This window comes from Polaromonas sp. P3_B1, assembly GCF_056402935.1.
In genome coordinates, this window is the sequence record NZ_JBFUGK010000041.1 from 22912 (window position 1) to 45945 (window position 23034).

24 protein-coding genes are annotated in these 23034 nt (G+C 64.9%); 15 read left to right on the forward strand and 9 right to left on the reverse strand.

What is annotated here, in order from left to right; translation table 11 throughout:
• Positions 1–24: 24 nt before the first annotated feature.
• From hmgA to AC1DXS_RS20545, 9 genes are all read left to right on the forward strand, one after another.
• Positions 25–1332, forward strand: coding sequence for a homogentisate 1,2-dioxygenase (gene hmgA / locus AC1DXS_RS20505; RefSeq protein ID WP_477739303.1), 1308 nt, complete (start codon positions 25–27; stop codon positions 1330–1332).
• Between the two features lie 29 nt (positions 1333–1361).
• Entirely contained in the window at positions 1362–2633 is a 1272-nt protein-coding gene (fahA, locus tag AC1DXS_RS20510; protein WP_477739304.1) for a fumarylacetoacetase, read from the forward strand.
• Positions 2634–2701: 68 nt separating this feature from the next.
• Positions 2702–3880, forward strand: coding sequence for a cytochrome P450 (locus AC1DXS_RS20515; protein WP_477739305.1), 1179 nt, complete (start codon positions 2702–2704; stop codon positions 3878–3880).
• Between the two features lie 42 nt (positions 3881–3922).
• Positions 3923–4267: an antibiotic biosynthesis monooxygenase family protein gene (locus AC1DXS_RS20520; RefSeq protein WP_477739306.1), complete on the forward strand. Its 345-nt coding sequence runs from the start codon at positions 3923–3925 to the stop codon at positions 4265–4267.
• A gap of 148 nt (positions 4268–4415) precedes the next feature.
• On the forward strand, positions 4416–6797 hold the full coding sequence (locus AC1DXS_RS20525) for a YgiQ family radical SAM protein (RefSeq protein ID WP_477739307.1): 2382 nt from the start codon (positions 4416–4418) through the stop codon (positions 6795–6797).
• A gap of 72 nt (positions 6798–6869) precedes the next feature.
• Positions 6870–8483 carry a hypothetical protein gene (locus tag AC1DXS_RS20530; RefSeq protein WP_477739308.1) on the forward strand — a complete coding sequence of 538 codons (1614 nt, stop codon included), beginning with the start codon at positions 6870–6872 and terminating at the stop codon, positions 8481–8483.
• A 1-nt stretch (position 8484) separates the two neighbouring features.
• Positions 8485–9660 (forward strand): rhomboid family intramembrane serine protease, encoded by a 1176-nt coding sequence (locus AC1DXS_RS20535; RefSeq protein WP_477739309.1) that lies wholly within the window; start codon positions 8485–8487, stop codon positions 9658–9660.
• Between the two features lie 148 nt (positions 9661–9808).
• The gene (locus AC1DXS_RS20540; protein ID WP_477739310.1) at positions 9809–10660 is read left to right on the forward strand and encodes a hypothetical protein; all 852 of its coding nucleotides are present in this window, start codon (positions 9809–9811) and stop codon (positions 10658–10660) included.
• 188 nt (positions 10661–10848) lie between these two features.
• Entirely contained in the window at positions 10849–11754 is a 906-nt protein-coding gene (locus AC1DXS_RS20545) for a DMT family transporter (protein ID WP_477739311.1), read from the forward strand.
• Positions 11755–11788: 34 nt separating this feature from the next.
• Here AC1DXS_RS20545 and AC1DXS_RS20550 read toward each other — a convergent pair whose 3' ends face one another.
• On the reverse strand, positions 11789–12490 hold the full coding sequence (locus tag AC1DXS_RS20550) for a DUF1294 domain-containing protein (protein WP_477739312.1): 702 nt from the start codon (positions 12488–12490) through the stop codon (positions 11789–11791).
• Positions 12491–12497: 7 nt separating this feature from the next.
• Positions 12498–13424 carry a CoA transferase gene (locus AC1DXS_RS20555; RefSeq protein ID WP_477739313.1) on the reverse strand — a complete coding sequence of 309 codons (927 nt, stop codon included), beginning with the start codon at positions 13422–13424 and terminating at the stop codon, positions 12498–12500.
• Between the two features lie 165 nt (positions 13425–13589).
• On the opposite strand from AC1DXS_RS20555, the gene AC1DXS_RS20560 reads away from it, so the two are divergent.
• Genes AC1DXS_RS20560 through AC1DXS_RS20580 form a run of 5 tightly spaced genes read left to right on the forward strand, consistent with a single transcriptional unit; the run spans position 13590 to position 15546 of the window.
• The gene (locus AC1DXS_RS20560; RefSeq protein ID WP_477739314.1) at positions 13590–14159 is read left to right on the forward strand and encodes a DUF2975 domain-containing protein; all 570 of its coding nucleotides are present in this window, start codon (positions 13590–13592) and stop codon (positions 14157–14159) included.
• Between the two features lie 32 nt (positions 14160–14191).
• Entirely contained in the window at positions 14192–14407 is a 216-nt protein-coding gene (locus AC1DXS_RS20565) for a helix-turn-helix domain-containing protein (protein WP_477739315.1), read from the forward strand.
• Positions 14394–14927: a hypothetical protein gene (locus tag AC1DXS_RS20570; RefSeq protein ID WP_477739316.1), complete on the forward strand. Its 534-nt coding sequence runs from the start codon at positions 14394–14396 to the stop codon at positions 14925–14927. Before AC1DXS_RS20565 ends, AC1DXS_RS20570 begins: the two co-directional genes overlap by 14 nt.
• A 39-nt stretch (positions 14928–14966) precedes the next feature.
• The gene (locus AC1DXS_RS20575) at positions 14967–15167 is read left to right on the forward strand and encodes a hypothetical protein (RefSeq protein ID WP_477739317.1); all 201 of its coding nucleotides are present in this window, start codon (positions 14967–14969) and stop codon (positions 15165–15167) included.
• A gap of 49 nt (positions 15168–15216) precedes the next feature.
• Positions 15217–15546: a TfoX/Sxy family protein gene (locus tag AC1DXS_RS20580; protein WP_477739318.1), complete on the forward strand. Its 330-nt coding sequence runs from the start codon at positions 15217–15219 to the stop codon at positions 15544–15546.
• Positions 15547–15572: 26 nt separating this feature from the next.
• Here the strand turns inward: AC1DXS_RS20580 and pobA are convergent, their stop codons facing one another.
• Complete coding sequence (gene pobA, locus AC1DXS_RS20585; RefSeq protein WP_477739319.1) at positions 15573–16742, reverse strand: 4-hydroxybenzoate 3-monooxygenase; 1170 nt, start codon at positions 16740–16742, stop codon at positions 15573–15575.
• Positions 16743–16855: 113 nt separating this feature from the next.
• Here pobA and AC1DXS_RS20590 point away from each other — a divergent pair, with 113 nt between their 5' ends.
• The gene (locus tag AC1DXS_RS20590) at positions 16856–17698 is read left to right on the forward strand and encodes an IclR family transcriptional regulator domain-containing protein (RefSeq protein ID WP_477739320.1); all 843 of its coding nucleotides are present in this window, start codon (positions 16856–16858) and stop codon (positions 17696–17698) included.
• A 168-nt stretch (positions 17699–17866) separates the two neighbouring features.
• On the opposite strand, the gene AC1DXS_RS20595 is transcribed toward AC1DXS_RS20590, so the two are convergent.
• The 6 genes from AC1DXS_RS20595 to AC1DXS_RS20620 form a co-directional block, all read right to left on the reverse strand.
• The gene (locus AC1DXS_RS20595; protein ID WP_477739321.1) at positions 17867–18853 is read right to left on the reverse strand and encodes a Bug family tripartite tricarboxylate transporter substrate binding protein; all 987 of its coding nucleotides are present in this window, start codon (positions 18851–18853) and stop codon (positions 17867–17869) included.
• Positions 18854–18927: 74 nt separating this feature from the next.
• Positions 18928–19659, reverse strand: coding sequence for an ABC transporter ATP-binding protein (locus tag AC1DXS_RS20600; RefSeq protein WP_477739322.1), 732 nt, complete (start codon positions 19657–19659; stop codon positions 18928–18930).
• Positions 19659–20408: an ABC transporter ATP-binding protein gene (locus AC1DXS_RS20605; protein WP_477739323.1), complete on the reverse strand. Its 750-nt coding sequence runs from the start codon at positions 20406–20408 to the stop codon at positions 19659–19661. Before AC1DXS_RS20605 ends, AC1DXS_RS20600 begins: the two co-directional genes overlap by 1 nt.
• Complete coding sequence (locus AC1DXS_RS20610) at positions 20401–21423, reverse strand: branched-chain amino acid ABC transporter permease (protein ID WP_477739324.1); 1023 nt, start codon at positions 21421–21423, stop codon at positions 20401–20403. Before AC1DXS_RS20610 ends, AC1DXS_RS20605 begins: the two co-directional genes overlap by 8 nt.
• Before the next feature lie 88 nt (positions 21424–21511).
• The gene (locus AC1DXS_RS20615; protein WP_477739325.1) at positions 21512–22375 is read right to left on the reverse strand and encodes a branched-chain amino acid ABC transporter permease; all 864 of its coding nucleotides are present in this window, start codon (positions 22373–22375) and stop codon (positions 21512–21514) included.
• A gap of 9 nt (positions 22376–22384) precedes the next feature.
• Positions 22385–23014 (reverse strand): LysE family translocator, encoded by a 630-nt coding sequence (locus tag AC1DXS_RS20620; protein ID WP_477739326.1) that lies wholly within the window; start codon positions 23012–23014, stop codon positions 22385–22387.
• Between the last annotated feature and the right edge of the window lie 20 nt (positions 23015–23034).

The window sequence follows — 23034 nt, forward strand, 5'->3', positions numbered from 1 at the left end:
CATGGGAATTTTGGAGAGACCACAATGAACACGAACACCTCTTTGCGCTACCAGTCCGGCTTTGGCAATGAGTTCGCCAGCGAAGCCGTCGCTGGCGCCTTGCCCGAGGGCCGCAACAGCCCGCAGCGCGCGCCGCACGACCTGTACACCGAGTTGATTTCGGGCACGGCCTTTACCGCGCCGCGCGCCGAGAACCGCCGCACCTGGCTGTACCGCCGGCAGCCGTCGGTGGTGGTGGGCGGTTACCAGCCTTACGCCCAGCCGCAGTGGACGACAGGCGCCGCGGGCGGCGTGGCCGTACCGCCCGATCCCTTGCGCTGGAACCCTTTCCCGATTCTCGCGGAGCCGCTGGATTTTGTCGACGGCTTGCGCACCGTGGCGGCCAACGGTGATGCCGAGGCCCAGACCGGCATGGCCGCGCACATGTACGTCGCCAACCGCTCCATGGCGCGGCGCGCGCTGGTCAATGCCGACGGCGAGATGCTGCTGGTGCCGCAGCAGGGCCGGCTGGTGCTGACCACCGAGCTCGGCATCCTGGACGTGAAGCCCGGTGAAATCGCCGTGCTGCCGCGCGGCATGGCCTTCAGCGTAGCTCTGCCCGACGGCGCCTCGCGCGGCTACATCTGCGAGAACTACGGCGCACATTTCCGCCTGCCCGAGCTGGGCCCCATAGGCTCCAACGGCCTGGCCAATGCGCGTGATTTTCTTGCGCCCGTGGCGGCATTTGATGCCGACGACGAGCCTGGCAAGGGCTACGAAATCATCAAGAAGTTCGGCGGCCGTTTGTGGTCGGCCACGCAGCCGCGCAGCCCCTTCAACGTGGTGGCCTGGCACGGCAACCTGGTGCCCTGCAAGTACGACACGGCGCATTTCATGACCATAGGCTCCATCAGCTACGACCATCCGGACCCGTCCATCTTCACCGTGCTGACCTCGCCCTCGGACACGCCGGGTACGGCCAACTGCGACTTTGTGATCTTCCCGCCGCGCTGGCTGGTGGCCGAGGACACCTTCCGCCCGCCCTGGTACCACCGCAACCTCATGAGCGAGTTCATGGGCCTGGTCTACGGCCAGTACGACGCCAAGCCCGAGGGCTTCAAGCCCGGCGGCGCCTCGCTGCACAACTGCATGGTGCCGCACGGCCCCGACACCGAGGCCTTTGAAAAAGCCAGCGCGGCCGATCTCAAGCCGCACAAGCTGGACAACACCCTGGCCTTTATGTTCGAAAGCCGCTACCGCTTTATCCCCACGGCCTATGCCATGCAGGGCGGCGCGCTCGACACCGCTTATGCCGGCTGCTGGGCCGGGCTCAAGGACCAGTTCAAGGGCTGATGCCGCTCCTCTATTTTCACATGCCCACCATGACCTCACTCCTGAACGCCACACATGACCCCCAACTGCGCAGTTGGGTAGCCTCCGCCAACGAGGCGAGCGACTTTCCCATCCAGAACCTGCCCTTTGGCACTTACAGCCTCACGCCGCAGGGCGAGCGCCGCATAGGCGTGGCCATAGGCGACCAGGTGCTGGACCTGCGCGCGACCGGGCTGACGGACACCAGTGACTTGAATGCGCTGATGGCGCAAAACCCGCTAGCCATGAGCGCGTTGCGCGCCGCGATTTCGCAAGGCCTGGCTGTGGGCAGTGTGAAGCAGGGCGAGTGGCAAGGCTTTTTGCATCGGCAAGATGCGGTCACGCTGCATCTGCCTTGCCGCATAGGCGACTACACCGACTTCTACACCGGCATCCACCACGCGACCACGGTCGGCAAACTGTTTCGCCCTGATGCGCCGCTGCTGCCCAATTACAAATGGGTGCCCATCGGTTACCACGGCCGCGCATCGTCGATAGGCGTGAGCGGCCAGCAGTTCCCGCGGCCGCTGGGCCAGACCAAGGGGCCCAACGAGGAGGTGCCGCTCCTGCGGCCCAGCCACCGGCTCGACTATGAGCTGGAGCTTGGCGTGTTTGTGGGGCAGGGTAATGCCCAGGGCGAGCCGGTGGCCATGGAACAGGCCGAAGCCCATGCCTTTGGTTTGGTGCTGCTCAATGACTGGTCTGCGCGCGACGTGCAGGCCTGGGAATACCAGCCGCTGGGCCCTTTCCTGTCCAAGAATTTCGCGAGCACGATCTCACCGTGGATAGTCRCCCTGGAAGCGCTTGCGCCGTTTCGCGCGGCCTTCACCCGCCCCGAAGGTGACCCGCAGCCGCTGCCTTACCTCGACTCGCCGGGCAATCGCCGGCAGGGCGGCCTCGATGTGCAACTCGAGGTCTGGCTGCACACGCAGGCCATGCGCGACGCCGGCCTGGGTCCCGAGCGCCTGTCGCAGTCCAACTACCGCGACGCCTACTGGACGGTGGCGCAAATGCTCACGCACCACACCGTCAACGGCTGCAACCTGCAGCCCGGCGATATGCTGGGCACGGGTACGCTGTCGGGCCCGCAGCCCGAGCAGGGCGGGTCACTGCTGGAACTTAGCGCCGGTGGCAAGAAGGCTTTGACGCTGGCCAACGGCGAGACGCGCACTTTCCTCGAAGACGGCGACGCCATCATCCTGCGAGCCTGGTGCGAGCGCGAGGGCTTTCAACGCATAGGCTTTGGCGAATGCCGGGGGCAGGTGCTGCCGGCGCGCGCTTAAGTTCAAGGCGCTGATGCTTCGTTCGTGAGCGAAGCATGGGGCGGGTGTTTGAGGCAAAAATGCTTGCCATGAATTCCGAACCGAATCCCGACAACATCCTCGCGGCGTCCGCCCACCGCAATCCCTATCCTTTTTACGCATCGCTGGTTGCTGGTCCGGCACTGGTGTTTGACGCGCCGCGCAAACTCTGGATCGCGAGCAGTGCGGCCTGTGTCAAGGCGGTCCTGGCCAGTCCGGCCTGCCGCGTACGTCCTGTTTCTGAGCCCGTGCCCGCGGCCATTGTCGGTTCGGCGGCCGGTGAGGTCTTTGGCCACCTGGTGCGCATGAACGAGGGCCTGCGGCATGCCGCACCCAAGCTGGCATTGCAACGCTTTCTGGGGGCGGTGGACCTGGACCGCGTGCAGGCCAGAACCGAAACACTGGCCTTGCTAGCCGACGGGGAGGGCGTATTGCGCGGCGAGGCCTTGTCGCGCTGGGCTTTTGAGGTGCCCGTGATGGCGGTCGCTGACCTGCTGGGCTTTGGCGAGGACGAACTGCCGCAGGTCGCGCGCTGGATGGCCGATTTTGTAGCCTGCCTGTCGCCGCTCAGCACGCCGGCCCAGCTAGCGGCGGCCGGCGAGGCCGCCTCGGCTTTGCTCGCGCGCTTTTCAGAACTGGTACAAGGATCGGCCGCCCAGCCCGGCAGCGCGCTGGCACGTCTTCAGCAAGAAGCGGCACAGGCCGGCTGGCACGATGCGCGGGCACTGCTGTGCAATGCGGTGGGCCTGCTGTCTCAGACCTATGAAGCCACGGCCGGCCTGATCGGCAACAGCATCGCGGCCCTGGCCACGCAGCCCGGCTTGCTGGAGGCCATGGCCCGCGAGCCCGCAACGCTGCTGCAGATGGTCCACGAGGTCAGCCGCTATGACCCATCCATCCACAACACACGGCGTTTTGTGGCCGAGGCCACCGAGGTCGCGGGCGTTTCGTTGCAGGCCGGCGATGTGGTGCTGGTGCTGCTGGCCGCCGCAGGCCGCGACCCCGCATGCAACGCCAGGCCCGACGAATTTTTGCTGGAGCGCCCGGACCGCGAGGTGCCCGGTTTTGGCCATGGTGCCCACCAGTGCCCGGGCCAGGTGCTGGCTTGCACTGTCGCGGCGGCGGCTGTCCGGACTTTGCTGGTCTCGGGGCGGCTCAAGGACGCCGCGTCATTCAGTTGGGATTACCGCCCCTCCATGAATGCCCGCATTCCGGTTTTCACCGCTTGATGCCACCATCACGGCAACTCATACAGCAACAAGAAGGCTCCCATGATCGCGATTATTTTTGAAGTGCAACCTGCCCAGGGCCAGAAGCAGACCTACCTCGACATCGCCGCGGCGCTTAAGCCTCAACTCGAAAAAATCGACGGCTTTATCTCGATTGAACGCTTTGAAAGCCTGAGCACGCCAGGCAAGCTGCTGTCGCTCTCCTTCTTTCGCGATGAGGCGGCCGTGCTGGAATGGCGCAAGCTGGAAAGCCATCGCAATGCGCAAAGCCGGGGCCGTGGCGGCGTGTTTGAGAACTACCGGCTGCGCGTGGCCCATGTGCTGCGTGACTACGGCCTGAATGAGCGCGACGAAGCGCCGGCCGACAGCCGGCAGGTGCACGGCTGATTCGCGGTTGATTCAGGGCCGTGGAAGGGCCAATCGCCCCGATAAACCACACCGGGCAGCCGCGGCGGGCCCTTTGTAGGGCTTAAATGCCGGATAAAGGGGCAAAACCTGGGGTAAACCTTACAATCAAGGGTTACCCAAAGCCCCCATGAACGCCCCCGTCGACGTCTCCTTCTTCACGCGCGCCGCCAAGCCGCTGACCAGCTACCGCAAGTACTGGGCGGCCCGCTTCGGCACGGCCAAGTTTCTGCCCACCAGCCGGGCCGAGATGGACGCGCTCGGCTGGGACAGCTGCGACATCATTGTGGTCACCGGCGACGCCTATGTGGACCACCCGAGTTTCGGCATGGCCGTCATAGGCCGCATGCTCGAAGCGCAAGGCTTTCGCGTGGGCATCATCGCCCAGCCCGAGTGGCACAGCGCCGACCCTTTCCGCGCGCTGGGCAAGCCCAACCTGTTCTTCGGCGTGACCGCCGGCAACATGGACTCGATGATCAACCGCTACACCGCGGACCACAAGATACGCAGCGACGACGCCTACACACCCGGCGACGTGGGCGGCAAGCGACCCGACCGCGCGGCCCTGGTGTATTCGCAGCGCTGCCGCGAGGCCTACAAGGACGTGCCCATCATCCTGGGCGGCATCGAAGGTTCGCTGCGCCGCATCGCGCATTACGATTACTGGTCCGACAAGGTGCGCCGCAGCGTGGTGGTCGACGCCAAATGCGACTTGCTGCTTTACGGCAATGCCGAGCGCGCCATCGTCGAAATCGCCCACCGCCTGGCCGCCCGCGAGCCGGTCGCCAGCATCACCGATGTGCGCGGCACGGCCTTCATACGCCGCAGCGGCGACGAAAGCGCCCAGGGCTGGTTCGAGATCGACTCCACCAGCGTGGACGCGCCGGGCCGGGTCGAGGCCCACGTCAACCCGTATTTGATGATTTCCGACCAGGCGCGTGAGCAGGGCGCGAGCTGCGCGCGCGAGGACGAAGCAGCCGAGGTGGCAGCCAAGGCCGAAACAGCCAGCTCCGCGGCCAACCCGGCCATCAAGCCGCTGACCTTTGTGGCCAACCCCAATCTCCCGTCCACCGTGCACACCGCGCAGGGCAAGATCAAGGTTCCGCCGCGCGACCGCTCGGTGATACGCCTGCCGTCCTACGAGCAGGTCAAAAGCGATCCGGTGCTGTATGCCCACGCCAACCGCGTGCTGCACCTGGAAACCAATCCCGGCAACGCCCGCGCCCTGGTGCAAGCCCATGGCGAGGGCGCCACCGCGCGCGACGTCTGGATCACGCCGCCGCCCATCCCGCTGACCACGGCCGAGATGGACTATGTGTTCGACCTGCCTTACGCCCGCTCGCCGCATCCGCGTTACGCCGACGAAAACGGCAGCCACGACGGCGCGACCAAGATTCCCGCGTGGGAAATGATCCGCTTTTCGGTCAACATCATGCGCGGCTGCTTTGGCGGCTGCACCTTCTGCTCCATCACCGAGCACGAAGGCCGCATCATCCAGAGCCGCTCCGAGGACTCGGTGATCCGCGAAATCGAAGCGATACGCGACACCGTCAAGGGTTTTACCGGCGCCATTTCCGACCTGGGCGGGCCCACCGCGAATATGTACCGCATAGGCTGCAAGTCGCCCGAGATCGAGGCCGCCTGCCGCAAGCCGTCTTGCGTGTACCCGGGCATCTGCCCCAACCTCAACACCAACCACAACCCGCTGATCAAGATGTACCGCCGCGCGCGGGCCTTGAAGGGTGTGAAAAAAATCCTCATCAGCTCCGGCCTGCGTTACGACCTGGCCGTGCAAAGCCCTGAGTACGTCAAGGAGCTGGTCACCCACCACGTGGGCGGCTACCTGAAGATCGCGCCCGAGCACACCGAGCAGGGCCCGCTCACCAAGATGATGAAGCCCGGCATCGGCAGCTATGACAAGTTCAAGCAGATGTTCGAGAAGTACAGCCTCGAAGCCGGCAAGAAGCAGTTCCTGATCCCGTACTTCATCGCGGCCCACCCGGGCACCAGCGACGAGGACATGATGAACCTGGCGATCTGGCTCAAGAAGAACGGCTTTCGGGCCGACCAGGTGCAGACCTTCTACCCCAGCCCCATGGCCACGGCCACGGCCATGTACCACACCAACAAAAACCCGCTGCGCAAGATCACGCGCGACAGCGAGACGGTGGACATCGTGCGCGGCGAACGCCGCCGCCGGCTGCACAAGGCCTTTTTGCGCTACCACGACCCGAACAACTGGCCGGTGCTGCGCGAGGCGCTCAAGGCCATGGGACGGGCCGATTTGATCGGCAACGGCAAGCACCACCTGATCCCGACCTTCCAGCCGATGACCGATGGCAGCTATACCAGCGCGCGGCGCAAGAATTCGACGCCGCTGGCAGGCAAGAGCGCCGGCCCCGGAGTCGCCTTGAAGAGCACCACCCCGGTCAAGGGCCGCATGCTGACCCAGCACACCGGGCTTCCGCCCCGGGTGACCGGTTCGGCCAAACCCCGCAAGACCGGGCGTTAGAAAACAAACGCGGCACATCCCATCCTCCTAGAATGCCCAATGAGAATAAAAGGGCTATCCGGGAGGGGATCCATGCAGGCAGGTTCCAGAAAGCGGTTCATCGCGGCAGGGTTGCTGTGCGTGGCCGGCATGGGCGTACTCGCCCAGACCCAGCAAACTTACCAGGCGCAGGTGCAGGCGGGGCGTGTGCTGTCCGCTGATGAGCAGCAGGTTCTGCTGCTGGTCAATGAATCCGCAGCCTTGCTCGACCAGGGCCGCACCGAACCTGCGGCCGCCACCGCCCGGCGGGCGCTGGAACTGGCCAAAACAACCCGTATGCGCGACGTCGAGGCGCTGGCCTTGCACAACCTCGCGCGGCTGGAGTTCAAGGGTGGCCAGCACGAACTCGGGCTGCGCCTTTTGCGCCGTACGCTGTTGCTGTACGAGATTGAAGGTAATCTGGGCGGGCAGGGAACAATCCGCCTGGAGATGGCCGAGATGCTCAACCAGTCGGGCCAGGTCGAGGCTTCAAGGGCTCAGGCCGATATTGCCGGCAAATTGTCGGCCGCCGCCGGCGACCGCCTGGGTGTGCTCAACGCCACCAGCTTTGCCGTGCGGACCCATGGCGGCGACTCCGCGACCAAGGAGGCCCAGGTCGAAAGCCTGCTGTCGCAATCGCAGGCCCAGGGGGCGCCCCTGGCCGAGGCCACCGCATTGCGCCAGCAGGGCCGCCGGGCGATGGAGGAGGGCCGGCTGCAGGAGGCGCGGCAGATTTTCGATCGCGCCCTTGCCCGCTCCCTGACCGCCTTGAACCCGGAAGCGGAATCCTATTCGTTGCTGGCGCTCGGTGAAATTTCCGCCGCGCAGTACAAGCTGCCTGAAGCACAGGCCTTTTACCAGCGCGCCCTGGCCGCGGCGCGTAAAAGCAAGGACTCCGGCGCCGTGGGCAATGCCTTGCTCAAATCCGCGCTGCTGCAGGGGTTGATGGGCGACGCGGCGCTGATGCGCGAGCAGGCGACGCAGGCGCAGGCCGCTTTCAAGGCCGATGGGCAGCTCGTGGGCCAGGGCCTGGCCAGCGAAGCGCTGGGCGATGCCGAGTGGATGGATGGCCGCAGGCCGCAGGCCGAAGCCTTCTACCGCGAAGCCATCAGGGCCGGCGAAACGACCAAACAGCCGGTGAACGAGGCCAGCGCGCGCCTGCGCCTGGCTTCGCTGCTGCGTCCCAATGCTTTCCAGGCGGCGAAGACGGAGGCCGAGCGAGCCATCGAACTCTACCGGGCGGCCGGCACGAAGTCGGGTATCGCCCAGGGCGTGTTCGAGCTGGGGCGCATTTACGGCGCGGCCAACGATGTCGGCAAAGGCCTGGAGATGGTCCAGCACAGCCGTGATTTGTTTGCGCAGATCAATCGCCAGGACAAGACGGCCATGGCCGACCTGATGATTGCGGGCGGCCAGCGTTACGCCGGCAAGCTGCCCGAAGCGCTGGCCGCCGTGCGGCGCGCCATTGACGGCTTCGGCAAGGCCGGCATGCTTGCGGACCAGGCCAAGGCAGAGCAGGAGCACGCGAACATACTGGCAAGAATGGGCGATGCGCAGGGCGCGGAAGCGGCATTGCAGCGCGCGGTGCTGCTGGCCCGGCAGGGCGACAGGCCCAAGCTTGCCGAGGCCGTCCAGCGGGCATTGGACGCAATGAAGAAAGGGGGCTGACATGGCGACACCCTTTGACGACACCCGGCCGGATACGCAGCCCGCAGCCCTCGATGCGGCGGCTGCCCCCAGGCATGCCTGGGCCACCTTGCTGGTTCTGCTGGCGATGCTGGGCCTGACCGCCACGGCGCTCTACAGCTCCAACACCTGGTTTGCTCTCGGCAATGATGCCCTGCTGAAATGGGGCGGCAACTCCGCCACGACCACCCTGGACAGCGGTAACGCATGGCGGCTTGTCGCGTCCAAACTGCAACTGGGGTCCGTGATCGGCGTTGCGGCCTTTATTCCCTTTTTCTGGGTGGTCTCGAGGGCCTTCGAGCGCACTTATGGCGCCCTGAGCCTGTTGGTGTCGTTCGTGCTGGTGTCGGCGCTGTGCAGCGTGACGACGCTTTATGTCCGCGACTTCGCGACGGTGAGTGTGGGCGCCGGCGGGCCGGCCCTGGGCCTGGGGTTGTGCCTGCTCATTGCCATGGGGCGGGGCCTGGAGGGTGCGCCGCGCAGGCGCGACTTTTCCATCCTCAAGGCCCTGGCTTTGTTGCCGCTGCTGGGTCTCCTGGGTTTTGCCGTCGCCAAGGGCTCGGCGGATTTCGGTTCGCTGCTGTGCGGGCTGTGCTGCGGCGCCGTCATGGGCGTGCTGCTCCGGCCGACGGCCGCCAAGGCGAGTGCGGGGCGCGGCAGCCGGCTTGCCGCTGTTGCGGCATCCGTGGTTGCGGCCGCCGCCATTACTGCCGGGACGCTTTATGCGCCCAGGCCGCCGTACTACTGGTCGGAGATGGTGGCTTTGCAGCAGGCCGCGCGTGAATACGAGTCGCAGATCAACCCGCTCAACGCGCGCTTCGAAACATTCATGAACAAAGCCCTTGACGGGGATATCCCGCCCAAGGAACTGGTGCCCGAGATGGCGGCGGAGCTGATTCCCGCCTGGCGGGCGATTGAACAGCGCTGGAGCGCGTTCACGATCAACCCGGCGATGCCGGACGCCGCGATACTGGCCTCGATGAAGCAGTATCCGCAGAGTCGCCGCGCTTTCCTGGAGGCCACGTTCAGGGGCTGGACCACCGGCGACGAAACCGCTTTCATTGAAGCGGCAAAACACAAGGCGATGCTTGAGCAGGCCCGTTTGGTGCTGACAGGCGCGCCGGGCGCCAGGGCGGTGCCCAAGCCGGCAAAGCCTTGAGATCCGGCCTGCGCCGTGCCTCGGGACCCTACCTGGTTGCGGCGGAAGAGGCCCTCAGTCCGGCGCTTTCCCGGGAAACAATTCTTCCGGCAGCTCTTTCTGGCAAGATGGCCTGGCATTCCCTTCGATCCAGAACCCGGAGAGACCCATGCTCATCGCACGCAGAGCCCTTGTGGCTTTCACCATGGCGGCCGTCACGGCCTGCGCCTGGCTGGCACCGCTGGACGCGCCGGCCATGCGGCAGGTTGATGCCGGCCTCAAGCGCGCGCTGGTCAGCTTTGCCACGGCGCGGCTGCTCAATGCGGTGATCTCGGTCGCGCAGGGCACCGAGGCCTCGGTGCAACCTTTTGGCGTCGGCGTGACCTTCACGCCCGGGCAGATCCTGGACCCGGTGAACGACTTGGTGGAGCAGTTTTCGCACCTGATGCTGGCGGCCAGTGTGGCCTTCGGCATCCAGAAGGCGCTGATCAGCATCGGCAGCTACTGGCCGGTGTCGCTGGCCTTGAGCGCTGCGGCTCTGGCCTGGTGGTGGCTGCATCTGCGCAGGCAGCAGGTGCCGCCCTGGCTGTCCAGGCTGCTGGTGATTTTGCTGATGCTGCGTTTTGCCGTGCCGGTGGTGACGCTGGGCAGCGACCTGTTGTGGCAAAAATTCCTGGCGGCCGATTACGCGGCCAGCCAGCAATTGATAGACAGCGCCACCGGCCAGGCCGGGCAGCTCAACCCCACTGTTGCCGCACCCGACAATCGCGGCCTGATCGAGAGCATGAAAGACTGGCTGGCGAAAAACGGCGATGTGGGCAAACATGTCGAGAACCTCAAACGCGCGGCCGAGCAAGCCACCGAGCACATCATCCGGCTCATCGTGATCTTTGTGCTGCAGACACTGGTGATTCCTTTGCTGCTGCTGTGGGCCTTGTATGCCTTCGTCCGGCAGGTGTTTGAGCGGTCGGGGCGGGTCGGCCTGGTTTATGGCGGTGCCCCCGTTGCGTCTTCGTTATGATGCAAATCATGCATCTCCAGCTTTCTCCCCCCTCCGTCACTCTGTGATGCACCCGGCTTGATGCCGGGCTGCGCCCTTTGGCCGTGCTTGTTTCGATGGAACGGCGCGCGGCCTTGAGTTGACGCGCCTGCCTGCTTTTTATTGCGGCGATCCCGCTTGCAGCAGTCGCACGGACGGAGAAAATTTTCATGAAAACCCAAACATCGGCCGCCCTGGCCTGGGGTGGCGTGCTGCTTGCGGGCGTCTTGTGGGGCGTGGGCGCCCTGGTCGCCCAGTCTGTGATGGCCGGGGGCATGGCGCCCTACAGCCTGTCTTTGGCGCGGTTCGCGCTGGGCTTGCCGCTCTTGTGGTGGTGGCACTGGCGGCAGCTGCCGGCCGCGCCGCGCACGGCGCAGTGGCGGCATCTTCCCCGGCGCGGCCAGGCCTTGGTCATGGGCACCGGCCTGGCCATGGCGCTCAACGTCACGAGCTGGTTTATCGCCATGAGCCACATAGGCGCGGCCCTGCCCACGGTGATCTCAATTTGCTGTGCGCCTGTCATCGTTGCACTGCTGTCGGTGCTGCGCGGCTATGAACGTGCGAGCGGCCGATTGCTGCTGGCGCTGTGCCTGGCCTTGCTCGGTGTGGGCCTGATCGCCATGCCCGGCGAAGGCTTGAGCCTGCCGGCGCACTACGCGGCCGGCCTGGCCTGGTCGCTGGCCTCGGCCGGGCTCTATTCGCTGGTGGTGCTGGGCAATGCGCGCATGCCCGCGCAGCTGCCGGCCGTCACCGCCTCGGCCTGGAGCATGAGCGCGGCCGCGCTGCTGATGCTGGGCCTGGCCGTCGCGCAGGGCATCACCTGGCCGCAGCACACGACGGCCTGGCTGCAGGTGGGCTACACCGGCATCTTCACCACTTCGATCGCCTACCTGGCCTTTGCCTGGGGTGCGCGGCGCCTGTCGCCGACCGCAACGGTCGTCGGCACGCTGGTCGAGCCGCTGGTGGCCGCCGTCGCGGCGGCCTGGCTGTTTGCCGAGCCACTCACGGCGCTACAGGGCGTGGGGGCCTTGCTGCTTGGGGCGGCGATGGTGGTGCTGGCGCGGCGGGCTTCGTAAACTCTGGCGGTTCAGGCGACCTGAGCGCCTGTCACTACCGCCAGGCCACGAGGGCCGCCCTGAGAGGCGGCCAAAAAAGCCAGGCTCCAAGAAAAAAGCCGTGCGCTAAGACCATCAGCCAGTAGACAAGGAGAAAAGAAAGCTTGCTTGACTTGTGCCGCAGGGCCAGTTGCGCCAGCCATGCTCCTGGCCAGCCGCCGGCCAGCGCCAGCAGTTGCAGCGTGCTCTCGGGTGTGCGCCACTGGCTGGTTTGCGCCGCGCGCTTGTCCACCCAGTACATCCAGAACGTCAGGAGGCTGAGCACGAACGACGCCGGCAATACCCACCATGGCAATAGCGATTGCCAGACGGCCCAGAGCAGCAAACCGCCGTAGGCCGTGCCGACGATCAGCAGCGACCCGAAGCCAGGTCCGCTCGCCAGGGCGGCGGTTTGCCGTCTTGGGCGCATACGCCGAGCGGCGTCCCTGTTTTCAGGACGGGAGCGGGCAGGGCTTCGCGATGAGGCGCGGTCCTTGGCGGGATCCGGCCCCGCATCCATCGCTTCAACCGCCATTGCGCGCGGACCTTTGCCGCCGACGTGAATTTCTTCAAAGCTGACAACCATGCCTTCTCGCGGTTGCAAGCCACCACGCAAATCCCTTAGATGAAAAAAGACATCGGCACCTGCCGCCTGGCCGCGAATAAATCCAAACCCGCGGCCTGCGTCCCAGCGTGCAATCGTTCCCTGCTTCCTCATGCGTGCATCACCGTGCCAGCGTGTGCAGCGGAATGTCCTTCTCCACGGCCAACGTGTCCAGCTCTTCGCGGGTCTTGCCTTTGAGCCAGGCCTCGATGGCCGCATGCGTGGCCGGCGCGAACATGGCCTTCATGCCGGAGGCCTGCACGCCCGCGGCGGCGCACAGGCGGGCTGCGAAGTGCGGCTCCAGGGCCGCGAGCGCCACGCGGCCGTCCCTGCAGGCATAGAGGCGGTAGCCCGCATGGCCGCCGCCCACGGCCGCGCCGGGTTGCGTGAGGCCCCAGCGGCGCGGCAGGGCCAGGTAACCGGCGGCGGCGGAAAGGGCGACCTCGAGGTACGCGCCCTTGCCTTTGGCGCGCTGGTGCAGCACGGCCTGCAGCACGGCTTCGCTGGCCATCAGCGAGCCGCCCATGTCGGCGTACAGCGTGGCGGGCAGGTCCAGGCCGGTGATCAAATCGTTTTCGGCCAGGTAGGTGAGGTCGTGGCCGGGCTCCTCGGCGCGCTCGCCAGCGCTGCCGACGATGGCGACCTGGCTCAGCTGCGGGTGCTGCTTGTGCAAGGCCTTCCAGGTCAGGCCCAGCTTGGCCAGCGCCGAGGGCCTGAAGGAGGTGAGCAGCACGTCGGTTTTTGCGAGTTCGCGGTGCAGCAAGGCCTGGCCGCGCTCGGTCTTGAGGTCGGCCGTGGCGGTGCGCACGCCGGCGTGCAGCGCGGCATAGGCCGTGGGGTTGTAGAGCTTCATGGGGTCTCCCGAGGGCGGGGGCGGCTCCAGCTTGGCGCAGCGCGCGCCCATTTGCCTGCAGCGCATCAGCGCCGCCGGGCCGGGCAGGTTGAGCGCCAGGCTCAGCATGCGCACGCCTTTGAGCGGCTGCAGCGGGATAGGCGAGGAGGGCGGAGAGGGGGTTTTGCGGGCGGCGGGCGGTTTGGAGCTGGGCATGGTGTGGGGGCAATTTACCCCAAAGCCTTCTCAGAGGCGTTCGGGGTTGTCGCTAAAGCGCTGAAATTTCTTTGAATAATTTCTGTTTTATGGATATTAATTATTGTTTTACAGAAATTAATCTGAGACACTAAATGCCTATTAACCAGGCAAGAGATGGCTCGCATGAAACACACCGCAACTCCCCTGGCCCCATCCGGGCCCGATGTGCAACGTCTCAGTAGCGTGCTGGCCTGGGCCTGCGCATTGCTCGCGGTGGCGCTGCCGTTGGCGGTGGCCTACCACCTGCTCAGCGTGCCGGTGGAAAGCTTGTTGATGCGCGCGGGCGTGTCGTCGCAAGTCGCGCAGGCTGCGGCCATGGAGGTCACACTGGGGCAAAAATGCCTGTCCGTGCTGTTGGGTGTGGTGCCGGTGTGCTGCGCGTCTTATGGGCTGGTGTGCGCCATGCGCTGCTTCTCGGGCTTCTCGCAGGCCGAGTATTTCAGCCTGCGCACCGTCAAATACCTGCGTGGTTTTGCGGCCGGCATTTTTGCATCGGTGGTGACCGGTGTGCTGGCGTCGACGCTGATCACCCTGGTGCTGACCTCGGCGGCAGCGGCCGGCCCGCGTGCGTTGTCGCTGAGCCTGGGTAGCAACGAGTTGCTGACCTTGCTGTTCGCCGGCATGGTGTGGCAGATCGCCGCCGTGATGGCCAGGGCCGTGGCGCTGGCCGAAGAGAACGCGCAGTTCGTTTAATTTTTTCTTCGTTCTTTTTTCGTTCTTCGCGCGTGCCCATCGTCGTCAAACTCGATGTGATGCTGTCCGAACGCAAGGCCAAGTCCAAGGACCTGGCCGCCTACGTCGGCATCACAGAAGCCAACCTGTCCCTGCTCAAACAGGGCAAGGTCAAGGGCGTGCGCTTTGATACGCTGATGCGTATTTGTGAATTTCTGGATTGCCAGCCGGGAGATTTGCTGGTGTCGCGGCCCGATGAACCAGCCTGAAAAGGAGAACCGAGTGAGATTTCTGTTGACGATTCCGATGTTGTTGTTGGTATTGGTGGTCTCTGCGTTGCAGGGCTGTGCCAGCCGGCCCAAAGATGTCACTTACACCGCCTCCGATATGCATATCGATAAGTATTTCAGTGAGGCGAGAACGACCTTTCGCTTCAAATCGCCGGATGTGTACGAGATGACTCTTGTTCTGGGGCCGCTGAACGCAAACAGGCAAAGCGGCCAGGACGCGATGTATTTCATCCCGGCACTTAGCATTCTTGGCACCTGCAGCATAAAACGGCTTGGTAGCACGCTGGGCTATACAGTTGGCGGCGTTCAGTTGCGTGACGGTGGGCTGGTAGACCCGGCAGATCCCTCAAAAGGAGAGCGTGGTGATATTCGGTTTATCGCCGCGTCGGCTCTGCCGCCGGTCGTTGCAGGGGAGAAGCCCGAAGACAGCAAGATTCTTCGTTTCGACAGTGAGGAGTTCAGCTATGTGCTCAGTTTGTGCGAGCGAGGAATGCGCTAGACGCATTCACCGAAGCCGACCTGTTCCGGAGCCATCCCAATGAACCGTCTTGCCATCGCCGCGGCCCTGGTCGCTTTGCTCAGCGCCTGCGCCGATATCAATTGGGAGCAAACGGCGAAGGAGTCCCTCAAGTCTGCTTGCCGGAGCGCGAGCAACTGCAGCATTCCCTGCGACCGCAACAACCCGGCCACCTTCAACGACCCGCAATGCATCGCGGGCGGCAGGCGTCCATCGCCATAATGGCCGTCATGAAATCCAGACAAAAAATCTCCGCAGCGGAGCGGACAGCATGAGCGCCAACGCCGAATTCGTCAGCTATGTGTGTGAACTGCTGGCGCCGTTGGGAGACATCCGCGATGGAAAGTTTTTTGGCGGCCATGCGATGAAGCACGGTGGAAAGCAGTTCGCCATGGTCATGGGCAACACCTTGTACTTCCGGGTGGATGACAGTTCGAGGCCGGCGTACGAGAAGAAGGGCTCCAAACCCTTTAGCTACTCCACCAAAAATGGTGTGGTGCAGGTGCGCAAGTACTACGCCGCTCCTGCGGAACTGCTCGATGACCCGGCGCAGTTGCTGGCTTGGGCCAGGCAGGCGATCAGCGCGGCGCGCGCGGCCTGACAAGCGCCACGCCGGACTGCCTGAACTTAAAGCGGCAGCCCCACATAGTTCTCCGCCAGCGAGGTCGCGGCCGCCGGCGAATGGATCAGGTAATCCAGTTCCGCCTCCTGCAGCTTGTGGCCGAACTCGCCGCCATCGGGGAACTGGTGCATCAGCGAGGTGAACCACCAGGAAAAGCGCACGGCCTTCCAGACGCGGTGCAAACAGGTCTCCGAATAGTTGTTAATACCCGTCTCGTCGCCGGCATAAAAGCCGGCCAGCGCGCGCGCCAGGTAGCGCACGTCGCTGGCCGCCAGGTTCAGGCCCTTGGCGCCCGTGGGCGGCACGATGTGGGCGGCGTCGCCGGCCAGGAAGAGCCGGCCGAAGCGCATGGGCTCGGCCACAAAGCTGCGCAGCGGCGCGATGCTTTTTTCAATCGAGGGGCCGGTCACCAGGCTTTCGGCGAGTTCGGGCGCCAGGCGGCGGCGCAACTCGTCCCAGAAGGCGTCGTCGCTCCAGCGTTCGGCTTTGTCGTCGAGGGCGCACTGCACGTAATAGCGGCTGCGCGTGTGGCTGCGCATGCTGCACAGCGCGAAGCCGCGCGCGTGGTTGCTGTAGACCAGTTCCTCGGCCACGGGCGGGGTCTCCGACAGCACGCCCAGCCAGCCGAAGGGGTAGATGCGTTCGAAGGTTTTGAGCGCACCGGCCGGCACGCTGGCCCGGCTCACGCCGTGAAAGCCGTCGCAGCCCGCGATGAAGTCGCATTCGACCTCATGCGCCACGCCGTGCTGCACATAACGCACCTTGGGCCGCGTCCCGTCGAAGTCGTGCAGGCTGACGTTTTCGGCTTCATAGGCGGTGGCCAGGCCGGCGGCGGCGCGCGCATTCATGAGGTCACGCGTGACCTCGGTCTGGCCGTAGACCATGACGCTCTTGCCGCCGGTAAGCTGCTGCATATCGATACGGTGATGCGCGCCGCTAAAGCTCAAGGAAAAACCGCCATGCACAAGGCCCTCGGCACGCATGCGCTGGCCCACGCCGGCTTCGTCAAGCAGGTCGGTCGTGCCTTGCTCGAGCACGCCCGCGCGTATGCGGCCCAGCACATAGTCCTGGCTGCGCTGCTCGATCACGATGGCGCTGATGCCGCTCTTGTAAAGCAATTGGCCGAGCAAATGCCCGGCGGGGCCGCCGCCCACGATGGCAACCTGTACACGCATAACTTGTCTCCGATAAATACCTTGGCCTCAAGCGTAGGCGTGCGTGCGGCGAACTGCCAGCGGCACAACCCGCCTTTGCACGATGTTTGGCTTCTTTGTGCGATGATCGCGCAATGGTCACCTCACGAACCGCTGCGAAACCCGGCGCCTTTGCGATTGCCAAGGCCGACATGATTGAAGGCATGGCCAAGGGCATGGCCGTGCTGGAAAGCTTTGACACCCAGCGCCAGCGACTCAATGCCACGCTGGCGGCTGAGCGCGCCGGCATCACGCGCGCCGCGGCGCGCCGCCACCTGCTCACGCTCACGCACCTCGGTTACCTGGAAACCGACGGCAGCTATTTCTGGCTGGCGCCCAAGGTGCTGCGCTTTTCGGGCAGCTACCTGGCGACGGCGCGCCTGCCGCGCGCCATCCAGCCCACGCTGAACCGGCTGGCCGCGCAGGCGCAGGAGTCGTTTTCGGTCGCGGTGCTGGACGGCGACGAGATCGTCATCATCGGGCGCAGCGGGTTTGAGTGGAGACCCTCAGGCGACGCCAAGACGGCGCCGGCCCGGGTGCTGGCTTACGGCCTGCACCTGGGGGCGCGCCTGCCCGCGCATGCAACCTCCACAGGCCGCATCCTGCTGGCAGCCAAGAGCAAGAGTGAGTTCAGTGCCTGGCTCAAGGCGAAAACCGACACCGGCAACCTGCCGCGACTGACGCTGCATACGACGACCGACCCGCGCAAGCTCAAGGCCCTGGTCGAGCAGGTGCGGCTGGACGACTACTGCCTGGCCAGCGAAGAGCATGAACTGGGCGTGCATGCGCTGGCCGTGCCGCTGCGCGACATGCAGGGACGCACCGTGGCCGCGCTCAATGTGGTGTCTTCGTCGCAGCGCCTTCGCGGGGAGGTGCTGCAAAAGGAAATGCTGCCGCTGTTGCTGGATGCGGCGCGGGAGTTGCGCTCTTTGCTCTAGGAGTCTGGGCGACAGAAGGAACATCGGCTGCAAAGCGAGCGCAGCGGTTCATTTTTCACCGGTTTTTTGTCCCATAGCTGGGCTATGGGCCTGCAAACCCGGTAAAAACTGTCCTCGCTGGGCTCGCTTTTCGCTTCGATGCCTTCTGCCGCCCAGACTCCTGGCGCCTTACTGCGGCACCAGTCCGGCCGCTTTCACGAGCTCGGCATGGATACGGATCTCTTCAGAAATCACCTGGGCCAGGGGTTTGGTTTCATCGACGGCCGGCTCCATGCCGATTTCAACGAACCTGTTTTTGGCATCGCCGCGCAGCATGGCTTTCACGGACTTGCCCAGGCTGTCCAGCACGGGCTGGGGCGTTTTGGCGGGTGCCAGCAGGGCGATCCATGCCGACAGCACAACGTTGTTCACGCCGCCTTCCTTGAGCGTAGGGATCTCCGGCGCCGAGATGGCGCGCTTCTCGCTGAGCATGCCCACCGGGTGCAGCTTGCCGGACTTGATGTGCGGCAGCGCCTCGGGCAGTGGGGCGAAAGCCATGTCCACCACGCCGCCTATGAGGTCGGTGATGGCCGGCGCGCCGCCCTTGTAGGGGACGTGCAGCAGCTTGACGCCGGTCTGGCTTTCAAACATGAGGCCGGCCAGGTGCTGCGGGCTGCCGTCGCCGGACGATGCATAAGTCAGCTTGCCGGGGTTGGCCTTGGCCGCCGCCAGCACGGCGGCCGGGGTGGCGTACTTTGCCTTGTCGCGCACCACCAGCACCATGGCCTGGTTGACCAGCTTGGTCACGGGCACAAAGTCGGTTTCCGGGTTGTAGGGGAGGGTCTTGAAGATGCTCTTGTTGGTGGTCAGGAAGGACGCCGGCGACACCATGATGGTGTAGCCGTCCGGCGGCGCCTTCGCGACCGCCGGCAGGCCGATCTGCCCGGATCCGCCGGCCCGGTTGTCCACCACAAAGGGCTGGCCCAGGTCGGCGCTCAGCTGCTGGCTGATCTGCCGCGCCACCATGTCCACGCTGCCGCCCGCCGGCAGGGCCACGATGACTTTGACCGGCCGGCTGGGATAGGCGTCCTGCGCGGAAGCCGGCGCGGCGAACAGGCTGGACGCGGCGCAAAGCGCCACCAGGAGGAAGGGGCGGATCGAACGGGTGGAAGGCATGGCTGGCTTTCAGAGGGGGAAAGATAGGCGCAACTTCAGCAAGTTGCGTACCAGCCCCTCCTCAAGCCGGGGTGTTAAACGCCCAGGTATTGCGCCAGCAGCTCAGGCTTGGCATGCAGCTCGGCCGAGCTGCCCTCAAACACGACCTGGCCCTTGACCAGGATCACATTGCGGTCGGTGATCTGGGTGACGTGCTTCCAGTTCTTGTCGACGATCACGCTGCTGATGCCGGTTTCCCGGATCAGGCCGCAGATGCGCCAGATGTCGCGCGCGATCAGCGGCGCCAGGCCTTCGGTGGCTTCATCCAGGATCAGCACGTCCGGGTTGGTCATGAGTGCGCGGCCTATGGTCAGCATCTGCTGTTCGCCGCCCGAGAGCTGCTGGCCGCCATGGCCCAGGCGTTCCTTCAGGCGCGGAAAGGTCTCGAGCACGCGCTCGTAAGTCCAGTCGCGCTGGCCTTGGGTGCCGGGGCGCGCCGCCATCTTGAGGTTCTCGGTCACGCTGAGGTTGCCGAAAATGCCGCGGCCTTCGGGCACATAGGCAATGCCGAGGCGGGCGATTTCGTAGGGCGGGGCGCCCGTCATGGGCCGCCCGTTGATTGCAACCGTGCCTGAGCGCGGCTTGACCAGGCCCATGATGCTTTTGAGCAGCGTGCTTTTGCCCATGCCGTTACGGCCCATGAGGCCGATCGTCTCGCCGCGCGCAACGTGAAAGTCAATGCCGCGCAGCACGTGGCTGGCGCCGTAGTAGGTGTTGATGTCCTGGGCGCCGATCAGGATGTCGATCTGTTTCTCGGGGGCGTTCATCAGTGTTCCTCGCCAAGGTAAGCAGCCTGCACACCGGCATCGGCGCGGATTTGGGCCGGCGTGCCGCTGGCGATCACCTGGCCGTTGACCATCACGGTGAGCTTGTCGGCCAGGGTAAAGACCGCGTCCATGTCGTGCTCGACCAGCAGGATGCCGTGGTCTTTCTTGATGGCCAGCAGCAGGGCGACCATGCGCTCGGCCTCGGCTACGCCCATGCCGGCCAGCGGCTCGTCCAGCAGCAGCACCTGAGGCTCGGTGGCCAGCGTCATCGCGATCTCAAGCTGGCGCTGCTCGCCGTGGCTGATGGTTCCGGCGATGCTGTGCTTGCGGTTTTGCAGGCCGGCCAGCTCCAGCGCCTGTTCGGCGCGGGCGTTGACCGCCGCGAAGCTGGTGGCGCGCTTGAGCCAGTGAGCCGCATGCGGCGCGCGCGACTGCGAGGCCAGACGCACGTTTTCCCAGACGCTGAAAGGCAGAAAGATATTGGTCTTTTGGTAGCTGCGGCCCAAGCCTTTGTTCGAGATTTTTTCGGGCGTCCAGCCGGTCACGTCATGGCTGCCCAGGGTGACGGTGCCCGACGTGGGTGGCAGGTCGCCCGAGAGCAGATTCGTCAGCGTGGATTTGCCCGCGCCGTTGGGGCCTATGACCGCGTGGATGTGGTTGCGCCAGAGGTCTATGGAGACGTCGTTGACCGCGGCCAAGCCGCCGAATCGCTTCGTCAAGTTTTTCGCGCTGAGGAGGACTTCACTCATGGCCAGCCTCCGCTTTGGATTTGCGCTGGGTGAATTTTTCGACCAGGCCCAGGATGCCGCGCGGCGCGAAGACCACCAGCAGCACGATGAACAGGCCCATCCAGAGCTGCCAGTGTTTGCCGAGGTTCACGCTCCCAAGGGTCGGAAGGTCCTTGAACACGTGCAGCAGGTATTCAAACGCGAAGGCACCGACAATGGCGCCGGCGAAATTGCCCATGCCACCCAGGATCACCATCATGATGGCATGCGCGCTCATGTGAAAACCCATGAGCTCGGGGTTGATGTAGCCGGTCTGCGTTCCCCACAGGTAGCCGGCCAGGCCCGCGAGCGCGCCGGCCAGCGTGAAGGCCGAGAGCTTGTAGCCGAAGGTGCCGAAGCCCATGGCGCGCATGCGGTGCTCGTTGACGCGTATGCCGGCCAGCGTGCGGCCGAAGGGGCTCCAGAGCAGGCGGCGCAAGAAGGCGTACACCAGCAGCATCGCGCCCAGCGTGAAGTAGTAGAGCGTGAGCTTGCTGTCCAGGTCAAAGGGCACCCAGCCGAAGACGGCCGCGCTGGGCTTGAAGTTGATGTAGAGCCCGTCGGAGCCGCCCAGGGCCTTGTTGTCGAAGAAGAGGTAGAACACCATCTGCGCGAAGGCCATGGTGACCATGATGAAGTAGATGCCGTGGGTGCGCACCACGAAGAAGCCAATGATGAGCGCGGCCAGGCCCGAGGCCAGCACGGCCACCGGCAGCGTCCACCACAGACTCACAGGTTCGCCTGCGGGTGTCAGGAAGGCCAGCGCGTAACCGGCCAGGCCAAAGTAGGCCGCATGGCCCAGCGACACCAGGCCGCTCACGCCCTGCAGCAAATCAAGGCTCATCGCGAAGATGGCCATGATCATCATGCGCGTGACCATCTGGGTGTAGAAGTCGGTGCCGACAAAAGGAAAGGCGACCAGCGCGATCAGCCCCAGGCCCAGCGCTACCTGCACGCCCCGAGGCAGGATTTCAAGGTTTGCTTTTGCTGAACTCATTTATTCCCTGCCGTTCGCCCTGAGCTTGTCGAAGGGGGTGTTGGAAAGGAGGCTTCGACAGGCTCAGCCCGAACGGATAAAACGGTTTTCATTGCTTGAACAGACCTTCGGGTTTCCACAAAAGAACAGCCGCCATCAACATATAAACCAGCATGCCCGCCATGGAAGGCAGCAGTACCTTGCCAAAGGTGTCGACCAAGCCCACCAGCAGCGCGGAAATCAGCGCGCCGCGTACCGAGCCTATGCCGCCAATCACCACCACCACAAAACACATGATCAGCACTTGCGAGCCCATATTGGGATAGACGCTGGCGACAGGTGCGGCGATCATGCCCGCCACCGCGGCCAGGCCCACGCCCAGCGCAAACACCACGGCATGGATCAGCTTGATGTTGATGCCCAGCGATTCGGCCATGTCGCGGTTAAAGGCGCCGGCACGGATCTTCATGCCCAGCCGGGTCTTGGAGATCATGAAATACAGGCCCAGGGCCAGCGCGATGCAGACACCCGACATGAAGAGGCGGTAGACCGGGTAGGAGAGGTTGTCGGTGAGCGGTACCGAAGCGCTGAGCAGGTCGGGAATCGTGACGCCGTGCACGTCGTCGCCCCAGAGGATGGAGCGCACTTCTTCAAAGATGTAAATCAGGCCGAAGGTCAGCAGCACCTGGTCCAGGTGGTCGCGCTTGTAGAAGTGGCGAAACAGCAGCCACTCCAGCACCAGGCCGAAGGCGACCGAGAGCACCGCGCCCATCACGATGGCCAGCGTCAGGCTGCCCGTCAGCGTGCTGAGCGACCAGGCCAGGTAGGCGCCCAGCATGTAAAAACTGCCGTGGGCCAGGTTGACCACGCCCATGATGCCGAAGATCAGCGTGAGGCCGGCAGCCAGCATGAACAGCAGCAGGCCGTACTGGACGCTGTTGAGCAGCTGGATAAGGAAGTTGGCTAAATCCATAAATCAGGTTTATGTGTGGCGACGTGTGAATAGCAGCAGGCTGCCCATCAGGGTAAATAGGCCGCCCGACACCCGGTTGAACCAGCGCACGGCGTGGCTGGAGCGCAGCAGCGGCGCGATGCGCGAGACGCCCAGCGCGCAGCAGGTCAGCACCGTGAATTCAAAGGCCATAAAGGTCAGCGCCAGGATGGCGAACTGCGGCACAAAGGGCGCGGCAGAGTTCAGGAACTGCGGGAAGAAGGCCGCGAAGAACAGCACGGCCTTGGGGTTGCTGGCGCCAACCAGGAAGCCGCGCAGGAAAAACGAGCGGCGCTGCGAGGGGCTGTCGTCTTTGGCCGTGCCGTCAAACACGGCCGCCTCGCTACGGAAGGTCTTGATGCCCAGCCAGATCAGGTAGGCCGCGCCGATGAGTTTGGCGACCGTGAAGGCGGTTTCAGACGCCGCCAGCAGCGCCCCCAGGCCCATGGCCGACAGCAGCATGACACACAACACCGCGGCGACGCTTCCGGCCACGGACGTCATGGCCTTGCGCGGGCCGTGGTTGAGTGCATTGGTCATGCACATCAGCATGGTCGGGCCGGGCGTGAGGATCAGCAGCGCGACGGCTGCGACGTAGAGGAGGTAGGTGGTGAGCGTCATGGGCTTGAAGATAGCATCAG